Source organism: Erythrobacter sp. S227 (genome assembly GCF_057364925.1).
Map to the genome: position 1 here is coordinate 929,340 of NZ_CP200280.1, position 19,216 is coordinate 948,555.

Annotated in this window: 19 protein-coding genes; 10 read left to right on the forward strand and 9 right to left on the reverse strand. The window is 57.1% G+C overall.

Features of this window, described 5'->3' with window-relative positions; genetic code table 11:
- Window positions 1-50: 50 nt before the first annotated feature.
- Genes ntrC through dusB form a run of 3 tightly spaced genes read right to left on the reverse strand, consistent with a single transcriptional unit; the run spans window position 51 to window position 3,652 of the window.
- A complete protein-coding gene (gene ntrC / locus AC0V6Q_RS04405; protein WP_486167195.1) occupies window positions 51-1,484 on the reverse strand; it encodes a nitrogen regulation protein NR(I) in 1,434 nt (477 codons plus the stop codon).
- Window positions 1,485-1,505: 21 nt separating this feature from the next.
- Window positions 1,506-2,612 carry a two-component system sensor histidine kinase NtrB gene (locus AC0V6Q_RS04410; protein WP_486167196.1) on the reverse strand — a complete coding sequence of 369 codons (1,107 nt, stop codon included), beginning with the start codon at window positions 2,610-2,612 and terminating at the stop codon, window positions 1,506-1,508.
- 17 nt (window positions 2,613-2,629) lie between these two features.
- The gene (dusB, locus tag AC0V6Q_RS04415; protein ID WP_486167197.1) at window positions 2,630-3,652 is read right to left on the reverse strand and encodes a tRNA dihydrouridine synthase DusB; all 1,023 of its coding nucleotides are present in this window, start codon (window positions 3,650-3,652) and stop codon (window positions 2,630-2,632) included.
- A gap of 96 nt (window positions 3,653-3,748) precedes the next feature.
- On the opposite strand from dusB, the gene AC0V6Q_RS04420 reads away from it, so the two are divergent.
- From AC0V6Q_RS04420 to AC0V6Q_RS04430, 3 genes are read left to right on the forward strand one after another with little or no spacing between them, the layout of a single operon-like run.
- Window positions 3,749-4,918 carry a bifunctional 2-C-methyl-D-erythritol 4-phosphate cytidylyltransferase/2-C-methyl-D-erythritol 2,4-cyclodiphosphate synthase gene (locus tag AC0V6Q_RS04420; RefSeq protein ID WP_486167198.1) on the forward strand — a complete coding sequence of 390 codons (1,170 nt, stop codon included), beginning with the start codon at window positions 3,749-3,751 and terminating at the stop codon, window positions 4,916-4,918.
- Complete coding sequence (locus AC0V6Q_RS04425) at window positions 4,915-5,520, forward strand: hypothetical protein (protein WP_486167199.1); 606 nt, start codon at window positions 4,915-4,917, stop codon at window positions 5,518-5,520. Before AC0V6Q_RS04420 ends, AC0V6Q_RS04425 begins: the two co-directional genes overlap by 4 nt.
- Window positions 5,517-6,029, forward strand: coding sequence for a CinA family protein (locus AC0V6Q_RS04430; protein WP_486167200.1), 513 nt, complete (start codon window positions 5,517-5,519; stop codon window positions 6,027-6,029). Before AC0V6Q_RS04425 ends, AC0V6Q_RS04430 begins: the two co-directional genes overlap by 4 nt.
- Here AC0V6Q_RS04430 and AC0V6Q_RS04435 read toward each other — a convergent pair.
- Both AC0V6Q_RS04435 and lipA read right to left on the reverse strand, forming a co-directional pair.
- Window positions 5,990-6,451 (reverse strand): type II toxin-antitoxin system RatA family toxin, encoded by a 462-nt coding sequence (locus AC0V6Q_RS04435; protein WP_486167201.1) that lies wholly within the window; start codon window positions 6,449-6,451, stop codon window positions 5,990-5,992. The two genes, AC0V6Q_RS04430 and AC0V6Q_RS04435, sit on opposite strands and share 40 nt — an antisense overlap.
- A complete protein-coding gene (lipA, locus tag AC0V6Q_RS04440) occupies window positions 6,451-7,416 on the reverse strand; it encodes a lipoyl synthase (protein WP_486167202.1) in 966 nt (321 codons plus the stop codon). Before lipA ends, AC0V6Q_RS04435 begins: the two co-directional genes overlap by 1 nt.
- Window positions 7,417-7,554: 138 nt before the next feature.
- On the opposite strand from lipA, the gene AC0V6Q_RS04445 reads away from it, so the two are divergent.
- From AC0V6Q_RS04445 to AC0V6Q_RS04460, 4 genes are all read left to right on the forward strand, one after another.
- Complete coding sequence (locus tag AC0V6Q_RS04445; RefSeq protein ID WP_486167203.1) at window positions 7,555-8,541, forward strand: sodium-dependent bicarbonate transport family permease; 987 nt, start codon at window positions 7,555-7,557, stop codon at window positions 8,539-8,541.
- A complete protein-coding gene (locus AC0V6Q_RS04450; protein WP_486167204.1) occupies window positions 8,538-8,849 on the forward strand; it encodes a P-II family nitrogen regulator in 312 nt (103 codons plus the stop codon). The genes AC0V6Q_RS04445 and AC0V6Q_RS04450 overlap by 4 nt, the downstream gene beginning before the upstream one ends.
- Window positions 8,850-8,882: 33 nt before the next feature.
- Window positions 8,883-9,524 carry a carbonic anhydrase gene (locus AC0V6Q_RS04455; RefSeq protein WP_486167205.1) on the forward strand — a complete coding sequence of 214 codons (642 nt, stop codon included), beginning with the start codon at window positions 8,883-8,885 and terminating at the stop codon, window positions 9,522-9,524.
- A gap of 64 nt (window positions 9,525-9,588) precedes the next feature.
- Window positions 9,589-10,317, forward strand: a complete 729-nt coding sequence (locus AC0V6Q_RS04460) for an NYN domain-containing protein (RefSeq protein WP_486167206.1) — start codon at window positions 9,589-9,591, stop codon at window positions 10,315-10,317.
- Window positions 10,318-10,403: 86 nt separating this feature from the next.
- Here AC0V6Q_RS04460 and AC0V6Q_RS04465 read toward each other — a convergent pair whose 3' ends face one another.
- Entirely contained in the window at window positions 10,404-11,753 is a 1,350-nt protein-coding gene (locus tag AC0V6Q_RS04465; protein WP_486167207.1) for a hypothetical protein, read from the reverse strand.
- A 404-nt stretch (window positions 11,754-12,157) separates the two neighbouring features.
- Between AC0V6Q_RS04465 and gyrA the strand changes: the two genes are divergently transcribed.
- Together gyrA and AC0V6Q_RS04475 are read left to right on the forward strand one after the other, a co-directional pair.
- Window positions 12,158-14,932: a DNA gyrase subunit A gene (gyrA, locus tag AC0V6Q_RS04470; protein WP_486167208.1), complete on the forward strand. Its 2,775-nt coding sequence runs from the start codon at window positions 12,158-12,160 to the stop codon at window positions 14,930-14,932.
- A 52-nt stretch (window positions 14,933-14,984) separates the two neighbouring features.
- Window positions 14,985-15,812 carry a TauD/TfdA dioxygenase family protein gene (locus AC0V6Q_RS04475; RefSeq protein WP_486167209.1) on the forward strand — a complete coding sequence of 276 codons (828 nt, stop codon included), beginning with the start codon at window positions 14,985-14,987 and terminating at the stop codon, window positions 15,810-15,812.
- On the opposite strand, the gene AC0V6Q_RS04480 is transcribed toward AC0V6Q_RS04475, so the two are convergent.
- Window positions 15,809-16,459 (reverse strand): lysoplasmalogenase family protein, encoded by a 651-nt coding sequence (locus tag AC0V6Q_RS04480; protein WP_486167210.1) that lies wholly within the window; start codon window positions 16,457-16,459, stop codon window positions 15,809-15,811. The two genes, AC0V6Q_RS04475 and AC0V6Q_RS04480, sit on opposite strands and share 4 nt — an antisense overlap.
- 64 nt (window positions 16,460-16,523) lie before the next feature.
- On the opposite strand from AC0V6Q_RS04480, the gene trmFO reads away from it, so the two are divergent.
- Complete coding sequence (gene trmFO / locus AC0V6Q_RS04485; RefSeq protein ID WP_486167211.1) at window positions 16,524-17,909, forward strand: methylenetetrahydrofolate--tRNA-(uracil(54)-C(5))-methyltransferase (FADH(2)-oxidizing) TrmFO; 1,386 nt, start codon at window positions 16,524-16,526, stop codon at window positions 17,907-17,909.
- On the opposite strand, the gene AC0V6Q_RS04490 is transcribed toward trmFO, so the two are convergent.
- Window positions 17,906-18,370, reverse strand: a complete 465-nt coding sequence (locus AC0V6Q_RS04490; protein ID WP_486167212.1) for an EF-hand domain-containing protein — start codon at window positions 18,368-18,370, stop codon at window positions 17,906-17,908. The genes trmFO and AC0V6Q_RS04490 overlap by 4 nt on opposite strands.
- 42 nt (window positions 18,371-18,412) lie before the next feature.
- The gene (locus tag AC0V6Q_RS04495; RefSeq protein WP_486167213.1) at window positions 18,413-19,075 is read right to left on the reverse strand and encodes a hypothetical protein; all 663 of its coding nucleotides are present in this window, start codon (window positions 19,073-19,075) and stop codon (window positions 18,413-18,415) included.
- Window positions 19,076-19,216 lie beyond the last annotated feature (141 nt).

The following is a 19,216-nucleotide window of genomic DNA, read 5'->3' on the forward strand; positions in this document are numbered from 1 at the left end:
GACTGTTGCATTTGCGCAAGTCAAAAGTGACATTTATGCCGCAAACTGCGTTAGAGCGGTCTTGTATAGCGATCAGGCTCTATCAAAAGCTCGGTAATGCGCTTGCGCAAAGTGTTACGATTGATGCCCAGCAATTTCGCGGCGCGCAGTTGGTTGCCACCGGTTTGCCTCAACGCATATTCAATCAGCGGCTTTTCAAAGGCAGAAAGCGCGCTGCCGTAAACCGTGCCGTGCGCCGGGTCTTGCCGCAGGAGCCATTGCTCGAGCGCAGCGGCGATGCCCGCATCCGGGTGATCGGCTCCCCCATCTGGCGAGGTTATAGCGCGCTCTTCGCCAAGTGTGTCGGTCAAGACCTCTGTATCGATCTCGTCCTTGCGGCTCATCACGGCAAGCCGATAAATCGCATTGCGAAGCTCACGCACATTTCCACGCCAGTATCGCTGAGAAAGCCCTTCGAGCGCTTCGGCGGTGAAGGAGCGTGTCGGCAACCCTTCTTCTACAGCTTGAGCAAGGAAATGCCGCGCGAGCACCTCAATGTCCTCGCGTCTTTCGCGCAGGGGCGGCATTTCAATCGGGACAACGTTGAGGCGATAGAACAGGTCTTCACGGAACCTGCCTGCTTCGATCAAAGGAAGAAGATCGCGGTTGGTCGCAGCGATTATTCGCACATCGACCGCGATTTCCTGCCGCCCCCCTACCCTGCGCACACGTCCGGATTGAAGAGCGCGGAGCAAGCGGGTTTGCGCCTCTGGCGGCATATCGCCAATCTCGTCTAGGAAGAGGGTTCCGCCGTTCGCTTGTTCAAACTTGCCGATGGCCTGCGTGATCGCGCCGGTAAATGCGCCCTTCTCGTGGCCGAAAAGCTCGCTTTCGATCAGGTCATGGGGGATGGCCGCTGTGTTGACAGCGACAAAGGGCCCGGTCCTCCGGCTGCCCAATTGGTGGATGGCTTCAGCGACAAGCTCCTTACCCGTCCCGCTTTCCCCGGTGACGAGCACGGTGAGATCGTTGCGCAAGACACGCGCGATCATCCTGTAAACGCCTTGCATGGCCGGACTGCGGCCAACCAGAGGCATTCCGCCGTCTTCGCCGTCCTGGGATACTTCGCTTACGCTTTCTTTGCGGGTTTCAGCAGCCTGCCTGACCGCGCGGACCAGTTCATCAAGGTCAAAAGGCTTTGGAAAATATTCAAAGGCTTCGTTGTCGCTTGCCCGCACCGCAGTATCGAGCGTGTTTTGCGCAGACAGCACGATCACCGGCATGTCAGGCGCCGCGCTTCGAACATCGGACAGGCTTTGCAGACCATCGCCATCTTCCAGCATGACATCGGTCAACATCACGTCAAACTGACGGGCCCCCAAATGCTCATCACGTTTGGTGATGGATGTGCAGTGGAATATCTCAAATCCCTCATCTTCCAATGCTGCCGTAATCACGGTCGCAATCGCGCTGTCATCTTCGACAAGGAGGATAGATCGAGCCATCGTGCCGCTTGCTTTCTCTTTTTACCGCGAGGTTTTCTGGGGCTTGCTGCTGGCCATCGGCAGATGCACGCGAAACCGCGTCAGCCCCCGCTTCGCATCGCGTTCGTGACTGACCGAACCGTTCATATCGTGGACCAGTTTTCGCACCAGAGCGAGGCCAAGGCCCTGCCCTGATTTTTTGGATGACACAAAAGGTTCAAAGATGTGATCGCGCATACCGCGCTCTACGCCCGGGCCATTGTCACTGATTGTGATCTCGATCGGAAGCCGTACCGCCCGGCCAAGGCGAATAGCGCTGAACGCAAGGCCGCTGACGAACCTTGTGCGAACGGTGACCTGGCCCTGCCCTGACGTGCTGACCGCATCGCGAGCGTTAGAAATGAGGTTGATAAGAACCTGCTCCAAGGCATCGCGATTGGCGATTACAGGGGGCAAGGAAGGGTCGAACTCTTCGATGATTTCGACTTTTGCCTTGTTGGCGGCCCTCACAGTCGCGATCGCCGAGCGTATGGCCTCGTGCGGATTACAAGGTTCGCCCGTTTCCGTGCTGCGCGCGCCCAATTGCTGCATCCGGTCGATCAGGCGGACAATGCGATCAACCTCGTCGGTGATCATGGTTGCAAGCTTTGTGTCTGCACCCGAGAGCTTGCGCGACGCCAATTGCGCCGCACCGCGAATAGCCGCAAGCGGATTTTTGATCTCGTGAGCAAGGATCGAAGGCGCGCCCATGGATGAAGCCAGTTCCTCGTCATTTCCGGCTTCATCATGGCCAACCTCCGACAGGGTAATCACCCGCCATCCCGGATGGCTGACCAGCGGCGACACTGTAAGATTGATCCGCTTTTCGGTTTCTCCAGTAGAGATCGCAATCTCGCGGGCCACCAAGGCGGCATCATTAACGCCAAGGCGATGTTCTACCCGCGGATCCAACGGGCCAATGACTTCGAGGAAGTCTCTGCCAAGCATGCGTTTGGCGCCCCTGCCAAGCATGTTTTCCGCTGCCTGATTGACTTGGGCAATCTGAAGATTTGGATCAACCAGAATGAGAGCGAACAAAAGCCCGGCAATCTGCTCGGAGCTTTCCGGCCTTGCCGGGTCGAAGGTTGACAGGTCGTTTGGCTGCGCCATGGGCCGGGCCGCTCTTGTCAGGCGGCTTTGGCGGTTCGGCCAAGGAACGGCTCATAAAACCGCTCAATCTCGCCCAGGACTTCATCCGGATTGTCGATGAAATTGGCCTTGTTGCGGAAGTCGGCAGAGCCGTGCATGCCTTTGGTGTACCAGCCCAGATGCTTGCGCGCGATCTTTGTGCCTACATCACGGCCATAGTGGTCGAGCATCCGGTGATAATGCTCCACCAGAACGCTGTATTGCTCGTCAAAACTGGGCGTCGGGATCGCCTCGCCTGTGCGCCACCAATGCATTACCTGACCCAAAAGCCATGGTTTGCCATAAGCGCCCCGCCCGATCATCAGACCATCAGCGCCTGATTGTTCCAGCGCCTTTGCCGCGTCATCAATCGTGCAAATATCGCCGTTCACAATGACCGGAATGGACACAGCCTCTTTGACCTTGCGGATAAAGGACCAGTCGGCGCTGCCTTTATACATCTGATTGCGGGTGCGGCCGTGAACGGTGATCATCTTGACGCCCAAATCCTCGGCAATGCGGGCCATTTCCGGCGCATTCAGGCTTTGATGGTCCCAGCCCATGCGCATTTTAACTGTAACCGGCACATTCACCGCCTTAACGGTGGCTTCCATAAGCTTTGTCGCAGTAGGCACTTCGCGCATCAGGGCAGAACCGGCAAGCTGCCCCACAACCTTGCGCACCGGGCATCCGAAGTTGATGTCGATGATCGCCGCGCCATTGCCCTCTTGCAACTTTGCCGCCTCCCCCATGGAAGCCGGATCACAGCCCACAAGCTGCATCGAAACCGGCTCTTCAGTCTTGTCCCATTCCGTTTTTTGCAGCGATTGGCGTGTCTCGCGGATGGCCGCTTCACTTGCGACCATCTCTGTCACATTCAGGCCAGAGCCATAGCGCCGCACAAGCGTGCGAAACGGCATATCGGTCACGCCCGTCATCGGCGCAAGCAGGACCGGCTCGTCAATTGTCACAGGACCGATGTGGATCGGCTTTTGTGGTGGAGGTGCTGGAATGTCTGACATGGCTTTAACGGGTGCCGCTCGATAGGGGTGCTTAAATTTTGTGCAGCGCATAGTGGATTGCTAAAGACGCGTCCAGACCTTAAGCGCAGCGAGCATATGGCCCGCACCCCACCCCTCCCCTCATTTGGAGCGCTCATCGTTGCCGCTGGCAAGGGATTGAGAGCGGGCGGCGACACCCCCAAACAGTACCGCGACCATCGCGGAATTCCCGTTCTCCGGCACTCGCTGCAGACTATGCTTGAGGCAGGGGCAAAGCCGTTGGTGGTAGTGATCGCGCCAGGTGCTGATGCAGACGCCAAGGACGCTTTGGCAGGGCTGGAAGGATACCGCCTCGTCAATGGCGGTGCGACGCGGCAGGAATCCGTGCGCGCCGGACTTGAAGCGATGGCTGGCGATGCGCCTGAAAGCGTGCTTATCCATGATGCCGCGCGCCCTGATTTGCCTTTGGCCGTGATTGAACGGCTGCTCGAAGCTCTCGACCATCACCCCGGCGCGATCCCCACCCTGCCCGTGGTCGATAGCCTCGCAATTGCGAGCGCAGACGAGACTATGGCAGGCTCGGCTAGCCGCGAGACCTTGCGCCGGGTTCAAACACCCCAAGCGTTCCGTTTTGCGGATATTCTTGCGGCACACAAGCAATGGGATGGCACAAGCGACGCAGGCGATGATGCTCAGGTGCTTGCAGCAAGCGCAGGTTCAGTCGCGCTCGTCCAGGGGGATGAGCGACTAAAGAAAATCACTTTTGCGGAAGACCTTATGAGCGCCTCCACCATGCCACCAATGCGCGTTGGCCAAGGATATGATGTTCACCGCCTTGAAGAAGGCGAGGAGCTTTGGCTTTGCGGGATCAAGCTTGAGCATACACACGGGCTTGCGGGGCATTCCGATGCCGATGTGGCGCTCCACGCTATCACCGATGCCGTTCTGGGAGGAATTGGCGATGGAGATATCGGGACACATTTCCCGCCAAGCGACCCCCAATGGAAAGGCGCGCGTTCCGGCCAATTCCTTGAACATGCGGCAAAACTCGCCGCGCAAAAAGGTTATGCCATCGGCAATATCGACCTCACTATAATCTGCGAGGCACCGAAGATCGGTCCGCACCGTCCGGCCATGCGCGAAGAAGTTGCGCGCTTGACTGGTCTTGAAGAGAACGCAGTCAGTATCAAAGCAACCACCACAGAAAAGCTCGGGTTCACCGGGCGCGGCGAAGGTATCGCTGCGCAGGCCATCGTATCGCTCTTCCTACAGGAGACCTCATCATGAAAACCAAGATTGTCAGCGCTGCTTTGGCGCTCACCGCCCTTGCCTCGGGGCAAGCCCTTGCGGCCCAGCAGGCCTGCGTCGAGGCCGACGATTTGGGCGATACAATCACTTACGCCATGCCGATGCTGTACCAAGCTGTTGAGGCCCCCTGCTCGACTATCTTTGCGCAAAGCGCCTTTATGACAAACGAAGCGGACGCCTTCCTCGACCAGTTCCGTGAACGACAAGATGCCGCATGGCCCGGCACCTTGCGCCTTTTGAAGGTCTTCATGGCAACTCAAAGCGAAGATGGCGGCGATGATGGCATGGCTGAAGCAATCGCGATGATGCCCGAAGGCTCTTTGCGCCCACTTGTCGATGTGATCATCGGACAGATGGTCAGCGAAAGGATCGCACAAAATATCAAGGTAAGCACGTGCTCGGATATCGCAGAAGCCATGGAACTTATCGCGCCTCTGCCTCCTGAGAATATCTCGGGTCTTACAGTGTTTCTTGCCAAGCAGGCAGAACTCGACAATCCGAAAATTTGCGGAGTTGCGAGCACGCCCGATGAAGCGCCACCGGTTTCTTATGCTCTACCGCCAGTCGTGACAGATCAATGAGCAATTACCTGCTTGAAAACACAATAACCGATCTTGCGGCGCGCGTGGTGGAAGAAAACGCCAAAGCGGGCCGCAAAGTCGCAACGGCTGAAAGCTGTACCGGCGGACTTGTCGCTGGGGCCATTACCGAGATTGCGGGCTCGTCAGCGGTGCTGGATCGCGGATTTGTGACCTATTCCAACGAAGCCAAGATGGAAGCGCTTGGCGTTGCACAAGACATCATCGAAACTTTCGGCGCGGTTTCCATCGCCTGTGTCTGGTCAATGGCGCAGGGCGCGCTGGAGCGCTCGAATGCTGATGTTGCTGTCGCGGTGAGCGGCGTTGCAGGTCCGGGAGGCGGCACTCAGTTAAAGCCTGTGGGCACGGTCGTATTCGCACGGGCATTCCGCAATCAGGACGGCGAACCCGAAGGCGAGCTCAAACATTTTGAAGGGGGCGACGAGCCAGGCGGGCGCGCCGCAATCAGGCGTCAGGCAACGCTGTGTGCGCTTGAATTGCTGTTGCCGTAAAGCTCACCGGCGCGCGTTTCAAATGCGGCAACCATCTTGCGAAACGCGCGGTCGAAATATTGACCGGCAATTGCCTGAAAAACGCGGTTCTTGAACTCGAAATCGACGGCAAAATCGATCTCGCAGGTGTTCTCGTCGACAGCGCGAAAGGTCCAGACATTGTCGAGATCGGACAGCGGCCCATCAACATAATGGACCGCGATTTGCGAGGCACGGGTTTTCATCACGCGGGAGGTAAAAGTCTCGCGAATAGACTTGAACCCCACGACCATGTCGGCGAGCATTTCGGTGTCACTATCTGAACGCACACGCGTCGCGATTACCCAAGGCAGGAACTCGCGATATTTGGCAACGTCCGCCACAAGGTCGAACATCTGCTCAGCGCTGTAAGGCAGCCTGCGTGTTTCGCGAATTCCAACCATTAAAGCGTAATACGGTCTGGCTTGCGCGATTTCTGCAGTTTTTCTTCGCGGGCCTTTTTCATGACCGCAAAGTCTTCACCAGCATGGTAGCTTGAGCGGGTAAGCGGGCTGGAGGCAACCTGCAAAAAGCCTTTGGCGCGGCCGATTGTTCCGTATGCCTTGAAGGCCTTTGGTGTCACAAATTCCTCGACCTTGGCGTGCTTTGGCGTTGGCTGGAGATACTGGCCCATCGTCATGAAGTCGACTTCGGCAGAACGCATGTCGTCCATGACCTGGTGCACTTCCAAACGCTCTTCCCCAAGGCCAAGCATGATGCCCGATTTGGTAAAGATTAGCGGGTTGTGCGCTTTCACTTCCTCAAGAAGACGAAGCGATGCGTAATAGCGCGCACCGGGGCGAATGGTTGGATACAGACGCGGTACGGTCTCCAGATTGTGGTTGTACACATCCGGGCCCGCCTCGCAGATCGCCTCGACCGCTGCGCGCATCTTGCCGCGGAAATCAGGCGTCAAAATCTCAATCGTTGTCGAAGGCGTATTGCGGCGCAGCGCCTCGATCACCTTGACAAACTGCCCTGCCCCGCCATCGGGCAGATCGTCGCGGTCAACGCTGGTGATGACGATGTGTTCAAGGCCCATCTTCGCTGCAGCAATAGCGGTGTTCTCGGGCTCCATCGGGTCAACGGCGCGTGGCATGCCTGTTTTGACATTACAAAACGCACAGGCGCGTGTGCAAACATCGCCCAAAATCATGACCGTTGCGTGCTTCTTCGACCAGCACTCGCCAATATTGGGACACGCCGCCTCTTCGCAAACCGTATTGAGGTTCAGTTCGCGCATGAGCTTGCGCGTTTCATGGTAGCCTTTGCTCACCGGAGCGCGTACGCGAATCCAGTCTGGCTTACGCTGGCGTATGGGCCGGTCGTCGGGCCGCTCACCTTCGGGGGCGTTGGAAAGGTCGTTCATGGCCGCCCATTTAGGCGCGTTACCCAAAGGCTGCAAGCCGAGTGAGCCATAGGCCGCACAGCCTAGGCCAAATTCGGGGAACACTGTGACTGAACAAGTATTAGTAGGGCGACATCAAATCGGGTATCGGGGCCTTCCATGATTGAGACAGCAATCCAGACATTCACCTCTCCGGTGGTGCTCTTTTTCGTCCTGGGGCTCTTAGCAGCCTTCGTCAGGTCCGACCTTGCGATCCCTGAACCCATTGCAAAGGCAATGTCGCTGTACCTGATGGCAGCGATCGGCCTTAAAGGCGGGGTTGCAGTGTCCAAATCGGGCATCGATGCAACGGTGATATCTGCCCTTGGCGCCGGCATTGTCGCAGGGTTTTTCCTGCCATTTTTTGCTTACGCAGTTCTCAAAACCTTCGGAAAGCTGGATCGCATTAACTCTGGCGCTGTTGCGGCGCACTATGGCTCGATCAGCGTGGTGACCTTTGTGACAGCGACCGAAATTCTCACCGGTCAAGCACGTGAACCGGGCGGATATATGGTGGCTGTCATGGCCGCGATGGAAGCGCCCGCTATCCTAAGCGGGCTTGTTCTTGCACGCGGGCTCGGCAGCTCGGGCGGCTCGCAAAGCACGGGTGAGATGCTGCACGAGGTCTTCACCAATTCGTCCATCATGCTTCTTTTAGGTGCTTTTGTCGTCGGCATGATCGGCGGCGCGGAAGGGTTTGCACCGGTCAGCCCGTTTTTTGAAGCAGGGTTTAAGGGCGTCCTTTGTATCTTCCTTCTCGACATGGGATTAATCGCAGCAAGGCGCATGATCGATGCGCGCGCTGTCACGTGGCGGCTTGCTGCAATTGCGATCTTCCTGCCGATTGTGAACGGGCTTGTCGGAACGGCTCTGGGCGTTGGGATCGGGCTCGATGTCGGTTCATCAGCAGCGCTTGGTGTTCTGTGTGCAAGCGCGAGTTACATCGCGGTTCCCGCTGCCATGCGCCTCGCGCTGCCTGAAGCCGATCCGGGCATTTACCTCACCATGTCGCTCAGCATAACCTTCCCATTCAACGTGCTTATCAACATCGGTATCATCAGCGCCTTCGCCGCGCTCTTGACCGGGACAAACGCAGGGATTCCATGATCGAAACCGTCACTCGCAAGAGGATCGAAATCCTCACCGACAAAGCGCTCCAGAAACGTGTGACCGACGCGATTGACCGTGTCGGGATCACCGGTTGGACCATTCTTCCTGTCAACAGCGGCAAGGGGCGCGAAGGCGTGTGGCGCGAAGAGAGCGTGATGGGCACCGACAAGGTGTTTGTTCTCACGATTGCTGCGGAAGATAAGGCACAGGCTCTTGCAGAGGAGCTTGCACCTATGCTTACAAACTTCGGCTTTATCCTGAGCATGTGGGATGTTCAGGTCATCCGGGGCGAGCGGTTCCAGTAAGCACCGCCTCCCCGCCCTGGGGAGGGAATATACGTGCCTGAATATACCGAGCTTTTAAAAGGCTATCGCCGGTTTCGCGAGGATACATACCCTCGTCAAAAAGCGCGTTTTGATGAAACTGTTGCCGAAGGTCAGCATCCCAAATTGATGATCATCGGCTGCTCTGACAGCCGGGTTGACCCTGCGCAGATTTTCGATGTTGATCCGGGCGATATCTTCGTTGTGCGCAATGTTGCAGCGCTTGTGCCGCCCTTCGAAATATCCCCTGGCCAACACGGGGTATCAGCCGCCGTCGAATTTGCGGTTCAAATGCTGGAGGTGCGCCAGATTCTGGTCATGGGCCACGGCAGGTGCGGTGGTTGCAAGGCGGCTCTTACCCAATCGCTTGATGCCGCTGATCCGGGTGAAGGCGCGTTTGTTGCCAAATGGGTAAGCCTGCTCAGCGAAGCACGAGAACCCGTTGCACGCAAACACGGCACCAGCGGACGCAAAGCGGAACTGGCGATGGAATTTGCCGCCATCAGGGCAAGCCTCAAAAACCTTCGAACTTTCCCTTGGGTCGCGGAGAAGGAGGCTGCAGGTCACCTGAAACTTCGCGGTGCGCACTTTTCCATCGTCGAGGGCGTGCTGTATTCCCTTGATGAGGATACGGGCGAATTCTTGCCCGAGGACTGACGCCAAATCGTTCACTTGAAAGATGCGCTTGCCCGATCACGACGCAAACGCCATCAAAACGCGTATGACTGACAACAACCTCAAAAATATCGCTCTTCTTATTGATGCGGACAACACCACCCCTGAAGGGATCGACCCGGTTCTGACCGTCATGGCGGAACTTGGCCAAGTGAATATCCGCCGCGCTTACGGAAACTTTGCCAAAGATAACCTCGCGCGATGGGACAAAATCACCAACAAGTTCGGTATTCGCCCGCAACAACAATTCGACGTGTCGAAGGGCAAGAACGCGACCGATATGGCCATGACCATTGATGCAATCGACCTCCTTTATCAGGGTAAGGTCGACGGGTTTGGCATCATGACATCGGACAGCGACTTTACGCCGCTTGTGACTCGGCTGCGCCAGGATGGCATTCTTGTCTATGGCTTTGGCGAGCAGAAAACGCCGCAAGCATTCAAATCGGTTTGCACCCGCTTTATCGACATCAAACAACTCATCGCTAACTACGCAGCCGACAACAAAGGTACAGATGCAACTTCTGCCAACGAAGGTAGCGCAGGAATAAGCGAAGAAATTATGGAGCTTGTCACCGCAGCCTACGCCGAAGCGAAGCGGGACGAAAACGGCTTTGCACGGCTTCAGCAGGTCGGCCAGATCGCTGGCAACCGTTCCAGTTTCGATGTCCGCAATTTCGGTTTCAAGAGCTTGTCAGACATGTTTGCGACGCTTGACAACTTTGCTCTTGAACGTCGCGGCGACAATCAAGTCTATGTGAAACGGCTTCGCTGAAACAACCGTCGGCGAATTAGAATATAAAAAGGGGCACTTGGATTGGTTACCAAGCGCCCCTTTCTTTTTCCAGATTGGTCTAGCGTCTATTCGGTTGCGGTCGCCGGGGCAGGCCCGGGTACAACCGTTGGCGCGGATGGTGACTGCTGCTGATCGAGATATGCCGTCCAGAGCCTTGCAATCGGCATGCGTGTACCCGTGATGCGGCCAAGGGTCGCGCGCGCAGCGGCATAGTCGCCCATCCCGACCTGTGCGATCGCAAGGCGGGTAAGCTCTTCGTTGAGCTCGACACCCGGCATAGTCAGCGACCGTTCGTAAAAACCAGCGGCCTTCGCATATTCGCCATAGCTGAGGAACGCGTCGCCTGCGGCCACGATTGTGCGGAGACCGGCGTTTGCGGCGGAAGCATCGCGCTCAAGCGCAGGCAGATCGGCGCGGTCAGCCCTGATACGACCATTGGCAATGCCCAATGCTTCGGCGAGGTAGAGGTTGTTGTCTTTTACAACGCCCGCTGCCTGACCTTCTTCGATCACGGCTTTCACTTCGCTTGGAAGGCGGCGCGCGTCTGCGACTTCGATGTAATAGTCATAGTCAGCAGCATCAATCAGCGCTCCGGCCTTACGTGACAGACGGAACAGGTCCAGCATCTCGCCAGGCTGGAAATCGTTGAGGTTACGGGCGATATTGATCGCATCACGCCAGTTGGTCGAGCTTGGGTAATCGCTCAGCCACATCGCAGCAACTTCGTAAACCTGCGGCGAAAGCTCGTTTTCATATGCGACGGTAAGCCCGCGGCGATACCAGGATTCTTCCACTGGCTGACCTTGCGCTTTTTGCGCTTCGATAGCCTGTTTCAAATAATTGAAGCCTGCGTCATACTCGCCGCCGGAAAAGAAGCTTTCCATCATCGCCACGCGAAGACCCGAGGCGGTTACCCCGTCCGTGGTGAAGTTGTTATCGATCGCAGCCTGAAGATAGGTACGCGACTTAGGCAACTGGCCAAGCTGGTTTGCAATCTGATACGCAATGAAATTGTATCGACCAAGGTTTTCAGCCGGGAGCTTGCCGCTGGCGAGCATGAATTCCATGCCGCGCAGTTGAAGTGATTGATCCTGAAGCTTGGTCCCGGAATTGTAAATCATCTGCCCGCCAGCAAGCTTCTCGTCGCTTGAATTCAGGAACCCAGCGAGGTTTTCAAGCTTGCCCTTCAGACCGGTAAGATCGGGGCTCTCGCTCTTCAGAAGCTCGTCAAGTGGAACGTAGACTTCGCGGAATTCCTTGGAATAGCCGCCGCCGTCATTTTCGTCCTTCTTCTTGTTGCGCTGTGCCGCTGCCTCGGTCGGGAAAACGGCTGTCGTTACAACCGCGCCGCCTGTTGCCAATGCAATAGCAAGGGCAAGCGATGAGGTGCGTTTGCGTGAGAGAAGTGTAATCATTCTAGGTGCACTCCAAAAAAGTGTTTGATGGGTCCGCAAAACTGCAATGGGGTGCGGACTGGAATTGTTTCAGCGTGAAAATCGCTCTGCTACGGCCAATGGACGAGCGCGATCATATTTGCAATTTCGAACTAGCTGAAACGGGCTGAATGGCGTTTGAATGGGGATGCCTTGAGCCATTGGTCTAACGCACCTTTTACCAAATGTTACATCCTCCCGGCAGGCGTCCACGCAGGCCGTCCTCGCCTGATTGAGGCCAGCCTCGTCCCATTCACCAAACCAAGTGTGGAAAAAGGTCGAATGTCGCTGCAATGGCGGCTTGCGCATGTGGCGGAAGGGGCAATGAACGCCTACATTAGGTCTTCTGGATTTTACCATTGTAAGCAACAAAAGGCTCATCCGCTTTGAGCGACGAAAACGACATTATCGACACCCCGCCCGCATCACCGGCGAGCGAGTATGATCGCATCGACATCGTCGATGAGATGAAGACGAGCTATCTCGATTACGCGATGAGCGTGATCGTGAGCCGTGCTCTTCCCGATGTGCGCGATGGATTGAAACCTGTTCACCGCCGGATTTTATACGCCTCCAAGGTTGGCAATTTTGTTGCCGGACGCCCTTACGTGAAATCTGCGAAGATCGTGGGCGATGTGATGGGTGATTTCCACCCTCACGGCGACAGCGCGATTTACGATGCCCTTGCCCGCCTGACGCAAGACTGGTCGATGCGCGTGCCATTGATCGATGGTCAGGGCAATTTTGGCTCGATGGATCCCGATCCGCCTGCGTCCATGCGTTACACAGAGGCGCGCCTTGCCCGTGTGGCCGATACGTTGCTGGATGACCTCGACAAAGATACGATCGATTTCGTCGACAACTATGATGGCCGTAAGAAAGAGCCGTCAGTCCTCCCCGCCCGCTTCCCCAACCTGCTCGTCAATGGCGCAGGCGGGATTGCGGTGGGTATGGCGACCAACGTGCCGCCGCATAACCTTGGTGAGGTGATCGACGGCTGCTTTGCCTTTATGGACAATCCCGCGATCACTTCGGAAGAGTTGATCGAATATATCCCGGGGCCCGATTTCCCGACCGCACCACTGATCCTTGGAACCAGCGGCGCAAAAGCGGCCTACACCACAGGTCGGGGCTCAATCCTGATGCGCTGCCGCCACGAGATTGAAACTCGCAAAGGCGACCGGGAAAGCATCGTCTTTACCTCTATCCCCTATCAAGTGGGTAAAGCGGGTCTGGTCGAAAAAATCGCGGACGCCGCCAAGGAAAAGCGGATCGAGGGCATTTCCGACATTCGCGATGAAAGTTCGCGTAACGGCGTGCGCGTGGTCATCGACCTTAAGCGCGATGCCACCGCCGAGGTTGTGCTGAACCAGATCTGGCGTCACACCCCTGCGCAAAGTTCCTTCCCGGCGAATATGCTGGCTATTCGCGGCGGGCGTCCTGAAACGCTGATGCTGCGCGACTTCATTCAGGCTTTCATCGCTTTCCGTGAAGAGGTCATTACCCGCCGCACCAAGTTTGAGCTTAACCGTGCCCGTGAACGCGCGCATATCTTGCTTGGCCTTGTGGTTGCGGTCTCCAACCTTGACGAGATTGTCGCGATCATCCGCGGCGCGCCAAACCCGGCAACAGCCCGCGAACGCCTGCTCGTCAAAGAATGGCCGATTGGCGATATTGCGCAATACATCCGCCTGGTTGAGGCGATTGAGCCGTCTGCTGACCAGGAAGGCGGCACATACCGCCTTTCTGTGCGTCAGGTAAAAGCTATCCTCGACCTGCGCCTTCACCGCCTGACCGCACTTGGCCGCGATGAAATCGGTGACGAGCTTAAGGAACTGGCTGACAGGATCGAGGAATATCTCGCAATCCTTGCCGACCGGGTGAAGCTTTACGCCGTGATGCGCGAGGAGCTTGAGGTGATCCGCGCGACATACGCCACACCGCGCGTGTCCGAGATTGCGCCCGCGTGGGATGGTCTTGACGACGAAGATCTGATCGAGCGCGACGATATGGTCGTCACTGTGACGCTCGACGGCTATATCAAGCGCACACCGCTCAGCACTTTCCGCGCGCAAAATCGCGGTGGAAAGGGCCGAGCTGGCATGTCCACCAAGGACGAGGATGCCATCGCCGAAATGTTCGTCACATCGACGCACAATCCAGTGCTGTTCTTCTCAACCGCTGGTAAGGTGTACCGCATCAAGGTGTGGAAACTGCCCGAAGGTGGTCCAACCACACGCGGGCGTCCAATCATCAACCTGCTTCCTGCGCTTGATGATGGTGAGACGATCCAGACTGTCCTTCCGCTTCCCGAAGATGAAGAGACATGGGGCGCGCTTTCGGTGGTCTTTGCAACCGCCAAGGGCAATGTGCGCCGCAACTCTATGGATGCGTTCAGCAATATTCCATCAAACGGTAAATTCGCGATGCGCTTCGACGAGGATAGCGATGATCGCCTGATCGGTGTGCGCCTCGTGGAAACAGGCGACGACGTGATGCTCGCATCCAAAACCGGCAAGGCCATCCGCTTTGCCGCTGAAGATGTGCGCGAGTTTACCTCTCGCACATCAACCGGTGTGCGCGGCATGAAGCTGGCCGATGACAATGAGGTCGTCTCGCTCTCGACCCTCGGCGCAACCGGCACAACTCCGGAAGAACGCGAGCAATACCTCAAATACGCGCCTTACAAGGGCGATAAAGAGGGCGAGCCGGACATGACGCCGGAACGCTTTGCGGAGATCGAGGAGAAGGAGCAATTCATCCTTACCGTATGCGCCAATGGCTATGGCAAGGTGTCCAGCTCTTACGAATACCGCAAGACAGGGCGCGGCGGACAGGGCGTTGTCAACATCGACAATATCGAACGCAACGGCCCTGTTGTCGCAAGCTTCGTCGTGAGCAAGGGCGATCAGCTAATGCTCGTCACCGATCAGGCAAAGCTTATCCGCATCGGGCTTGAGACCCTGCGCATTCTTGGCCGCAACACCGCAGGCGTGCGCTTGTTTAACGTTGGCAAGAACGAGCATGTCGTTTCGGCGGTCAAGATCGATGAGACTGAAGAGCCTGAAAACGAAGGCGAAGAGGCCGTCGTTGAAGAAATGGTGGAACGTCGCGGTGGCGGGGACGAAACCTCTCCTGAAGGTCCGACGGAAGTCGAGTGATCTTGCACCAAACGCCCCCTCCCCTTAGCCTTACCGCTAAGGGAGAGGGAAATTGGACATTCAACCATCAGGGCAAGCCTGCGGCGCAACCGTTCGCGGAGTCGATTTGGCGGGCGAACTTACGCCAGAGCTGATGGCGGACATTCACGCGGCGTGGCTGGAGCACAAGGTCCTCGCCTTCGCCGATCAGCGGATGGATGATGACGCTCTAGAGCGCTTTAGCCTCGCGATGGGTGACTTTGGTGATGACCCGTTCTTTGATCCCATTGAGGGCCGCAAAAACATCGCCGCCATTCAGCGTGAAGCCGATGAAACAAGCCCGCTGTTTGCCGAACAATGGCATTCGGACTGGAGCTTTATGGAGCATCCACCCAAAGCGACCTGTTTGATGGCGGTAGAAATCCCGCCCGTCGGCGGCGACACGATGTTTTGCGATCAGGCGGCGGCCTTTGAGGCAATGCCAGATGCCCGAAAAGCCGAGCTGCGCCAGATCAAGGCGATCCATTCCGCCCGCCGCGGCTATGCGCCCGATGGGCTTTATGGTGACAGTGACAAAGGCCGCAGTATGGCGATCCGTCCCGGCGAAGCGGCCATGGCGACCTTCACCCACCCCTTGATAAAGCCGCATCCTGAAACGGGCGAGGAAGTGCTGTTTTGCTCGATCAGCTACACCATCGGTTTCGAAGGCATGGATGAAGCCGAGGCAATGGCGCTGCTCCTCGATCTCCACCAGTGGTGCGAACAGGAGCAATTCCATTACCGCCACAAGTGGGAGCCTGATATGCTGGTGATGTGGGACAATCGTTGCCTTAATCACAAGGCAACAGGCGGATATGAAGGGCACCGGCGCGAGCTGCACCGCACCACCATTGCGGTTTAAGCGACCGGCTTTTCCCCGCGCAAAGTCTGCACAACGCCCGTCGCAATCATCAACTGCCCTGCGAAATAAAGCGGCCAGGTCAACAGGTCAGGCAGTTGCCCCAGATCATAGGCCCCCATACGGCTGAAAATCAGCCAGTCGCTGATCACGAACAATATTGCGCCGAGACCCACACGATAGCGGGGAAACCGGCTGGTCCAGGCCGCTGCCGCCATGGCGCCAAGAGTAACGGCATAAACAGCAATAAGCGGATCACCGCTCAGCAGATAAGAAAGCGCGGGAACTGCAATCACGAGCGTCAGCCCCAGCAAGTTCTGGCTGAATGACGGGCTCTCGCGCCGATTGCGCAGATACAGTGCAATAACAACCAGATGAGACAGGGCAAACAGGCCGCCCCCAACCTCGAACCACAATTCCAATGCCATATCCGCCGCTGCCGAAAGAGCGAGCGCCAAGGCGAGGATCATCCCGTCTACACCAGTCCCGCGGCGGAGGGCGTAGATAGCCAGAAAGCCAACCCCTGCGCCTTTGATCAGGATGAGCCACAATTCGCCGATCGGATTGTCCTGCAAAAAGTAGTAGGCAAACGCCGCAATAACCCCGGCCAGCAGCCAAGGGCGATGCTCAACAAGCGCGCGTTTGGGCATGGGTCCTTTCCCCTTTGTTCGAACAGTCTTGAAGGAGGGCTAGCACGCGTCTACGTCGCCCGCCATGACTACACCTCCTAAAACTCACGATGTTCACATTATTGGCGGCGGGCTTGCCGGGTCCGAGGCCGCTTGGCAGCTCGCCAACCGAGGCGTGAAAGTGCGCCTTTCGGAAATGCGCGGGTCAGGCGAGATGACGCCTGCTCACCAGACCGATGGACTGGCAGAGCTGGTGTGCTCCAATTCCTTCCGTTCTGATGATGACACGAAGAATGCAGTGGGCTTGCTCCACCATGAAATGCGCGAGCTTAATTCTATCGTGATGCGTGCAGGCGAGGTTGCACGGGTTCCTGCGGGAAGCGCGATGGCCGTGGACCGCGATGTGTTCTCCGGCGAGGTTGAGAAAGCGCTCAGCGAACATCCCAATGTGGAAATCGTGCGCGAGCGGATCGATCAATTGCCCGAAGCAGGGCTCACAATTGTCGCAACAGGCCCGCTTACTGCTCAACAACTGGCCGAGAGCATTATCGGGACGACGGGTCAGGACCGGCTCGCCTTTTTCGATGCCATCGCGCCTATCGTGCACCGCGACAGCATCGATATGTCGAAATGCTGGATCCAGTCGCGCTGGAACAAGACAACGGCGGCCTCCAATGAAGACGGCGATTACATCAATTGCCCGATGACCAAGGAGCAATACCTCGCCTTTCATCAAGGGTTGATGGACGGCGAAAAGGGTGAATTTCAGGAATGGGAAAAGGACACGCCCTACTTCGATGGCTGTATGCCGATTGAGGTCATGGCGGAGCGCGGGGTGGAGACGCTTCGTTATGGCCCGATGAAAGGCGTTGGCCTCGACAATCCCTTCGATACCAATGAGGAATTCCCCCAAGGGCGCTGGCCCTACGCTGTGGTGCAACTGCGTCAGGACAATAAGCTTGGCACGCTTTGGAACATGGTTGGTTTCCAGACCAAGCTCAAATATGGCGCGCAGGTTGAACTGTTCCGCACTATTCCAGGCTTGGAGAATGCCGAATTTGCGCGGCTTGGCGGTCTGCACCGCAACACATTTCTCAATTCACCCGAAGTGCTCGACCGGCAACTCCGGCTGAAAGCAGCCCCCCACATCCGCTTTGCCGGGCAAGTGACAGGTTGCGAAGGCTATGTTGAAAGCTCTGCCATTGGCCTTGTCGCAGGGATGATGACTGCGTGCGAACTGGCCGGCGAAGAGTGGTCGCCCCTCCCCGCCACGACGGCTCTTGGTGCGCTATTGAGCCACATCACAGGCGACGCCGATGCAGCGACCTTCCAACCGATGAATGTAAACTTCGGGCTTTTCCCGCCCTTGCATGAGGTCAAGAAAAAACAGCGGAAAGAAGCTTACACTTCGCGGGCGAAGGCCGACCTGGCCGAATGGATTAGCGAGACGCGCGAGGATGTCCCCGCCTAACAGCGGCAGGCAGGTTTGCGGGTTCGCTTAGGCGCAGAGGTTGCAAACTCTGCTGCCGTCAGCTCCAAATCGCCATCCCCGTCCATCTCGGCAAAGCGGTCCGATGTGCGCACCGCCCATTCCTCAAAGGTCAGCAGATTGTTGCCGTCTTTATCAAGCTTGCGAAAGGCATCAGCCCTGGTGGAGAGCATTTCGTTGCGTGTTATCTTCCGGTCGCGGTTGCGGTCATAACGAAAGAAGCGGCGTTCTTCGCGGGTGAGCTCGCTTGCTTCTGGCGGTGCAGGCCCCACCATCTCTCCCGCATCACTTTCCGGTAAAGCGTTCGGGTCAACTTCGACAATCTCTTCGGGCTCCGGCGGAGGAGGCGCGTTCTGTTCAACTTGTGCGCGGCCCTGCCACCAGAATACACCGACACCGGCAAAGACAAGACCCAACAAAACCCCTAATACTGTCTGACGCATTGTGATCCCTTTCATGTCTCACAATGCATAGAGTACATAGGATTAGCGCCCGAAGATAGCCGCTCTTAATGCCGTGACTGACGCGCCGCGGCCTTCCATTAAGGGGCGCCCGCCGTTTTCTAGTGATCTCAACGCCAAAGCGCCCAGGACAGCTATGCCCTTAAAGGGTGCTCTTTGCCTTGTTGCGGGTTTCTGTTTTTCCAGTGCAAGAGCAATCAGCATCTCGCGCTCTTCGGGTTGTGACACGCTTGTCACAAGATCTGCCAAGGCCCAATGCCATGCCAGCGCGCCTGTGCTTTCCTCATCCCAAATGCCCGCCTGATCGCCGAAAGCGGTCTTGATCGCGGCAATCCTTCCTTGGGCAAATTTGCGAGCATGATTTTCGCCCAATGGCGGTTCTGCCAGGAGTTCTTCCCAACCATCGACCAATTCAACCAAAGCCGCCTCGCGCCCCACCCAATGCACCCCGATCGCGTCGAGCACCTCGTCGCCATTGGGGCGCTGTGTGACCGGTTGTGAGAGGGTTTCGCGCCACCACGCTAGGCGCATTTGACCAAGCATAGGTTCGGTAGTGCCTGCCAATATCCGCCCAAGCCGCAAATCGAGGTCAAAGAAAATCCTTAACGCGTCGCGATAGGCAGGGCTCGTATGAGCCAATGCAAGCTGGATTTCGGGCTGCAAAATGTCTGTTGAAGGCGTTGTCATCGGGCCTGCGCATAGGCGGGCAGACGCCCGTTTTGTCAAGTCACGACGCACAAAACACAAGGGTGACAACAAAGGTTAAAGCGAGGACCAAAAATCAATCTCTTGTTAACCATCTTACTTCGCAAACCGCTTACCTGCCCT

Excerpts from the sequence above, each read along its gene's own strand:
- lipA (WP_486167202.1), bottom strand. The coding sequence starts at position 7,416 with ATGAACGACCTTTCCAACGCCCCCGAAGGTGAGCGGCCCGACGACCGG.
- AC0V6Q_RS04490 (WP_486167212.1), bottom strand. The coding sequence starts at position 18,370 with ATGCGTCAGACAGTATTAGGGGTTTTGTTGGGTCTTGTCTTTGCCGGT.
- AC0V6Q_RS04450 (WP_486167204.1), top strand. The coding sequence starts at position 8,538 with ATGATCGAAACCGTCACTCGCAAGAGGATCGAAATCCTCACCGACAAA.
- ntrC (WP_486167195.1), bottom strand. The coding sequence starts at position 1,484 with ATGGCTCGATCTATCCTCCTTGTCGAAGATGACAGCGCGATTGCGACC.
- AC0V6Q_RS04410 (WP_486167196.1), bottom strand. The coding sequence starts at position 2,612 with ATGGCGCAGCCAAACGACCTGTCAACCTTCGACCCGGCAAGGCCGGAA.
- AC0V6Q_RS04495 (WP_486167213.1), bottom strand. The coding sequence starts at position 19,075 with ATGACAACGCCTTCAACAGACATTTTGCAGCCCGAAATCCAGCTTGCA.
- AC0V6Q_RS04445 (WP_486167203.1), top strand. The coding sequence starts at position 7,555 with ATGATTGAGACAGCAATCCAGACATTCACCTCTCCGGTGGTGCTCTTT.
- AC0V6Q_RS04425 (WP_486167199.1), top strand. The coding sequence starts at position 4,915 with ATGAAAACCAAGATTGTCAGCGCTGCTTTGGCGCTCACCGCCCTTGCC.
- AC0V6Q_RS04420 (WP_486167198.1), top strand. The coding sequence starts at position 3,749 with ATGGCCCGCACCCCACCCCTCCCCTCATTTGGAGCGCTCATCGTTGCC.
- AC0V6Q_RS04430 (WP_486167200.1), top strand. The coding sequence starts at position 5,517 with ATGAGCAATTACCTGCTTGAAAACACAATAACCGATCTTGCGGCGCGC.
- AC0V6Q_RS04435 (WP_486167201.1), bottom strand. The coding sequence starts at position 6,451 with ATGGTTGGAATTCGCGAAACACGCAGGCTGCCTTACAGCGCTGAGCAG.
- dusB (WP_486167197.1), bottom strand. The coding sequence starts at position 3,652 with ATGTCAGACATTCCAGCACCTCCACCACAAAAGCCGATCCACATCGGT.
- AC0V6Q_RS04480 (WP_486167210.1), bottom strand. The coding sequence starts at position 16,459 with ATGCCCAAACGCGCGCTTGTTGAGCATCGCCCTTGGCTGCTGGCCGGG.
- AC0V6Q_RS04460 (WP_486167206.1), top strand. The coding sequence starts at position 9,589 with ATGACTGACAACAACCTCAAAAATATCGCTCTTCTTATTGATGCGGAC.
- trmFO (WP_486167211.1), top strand. The coding sequence starts at position 16,524 with ATGACTACACCTCCTAAAACTCACGATGTTCACATTATTGGCGGCGGG.
- AC0V6Q_RS04465 (WP_486167207.1), bottom strand. The coding sequence starts at position 11,753 with ATGATTACACTTCTCTCACGCAAACGCACCTCATCGCTTGCCCTTGCT.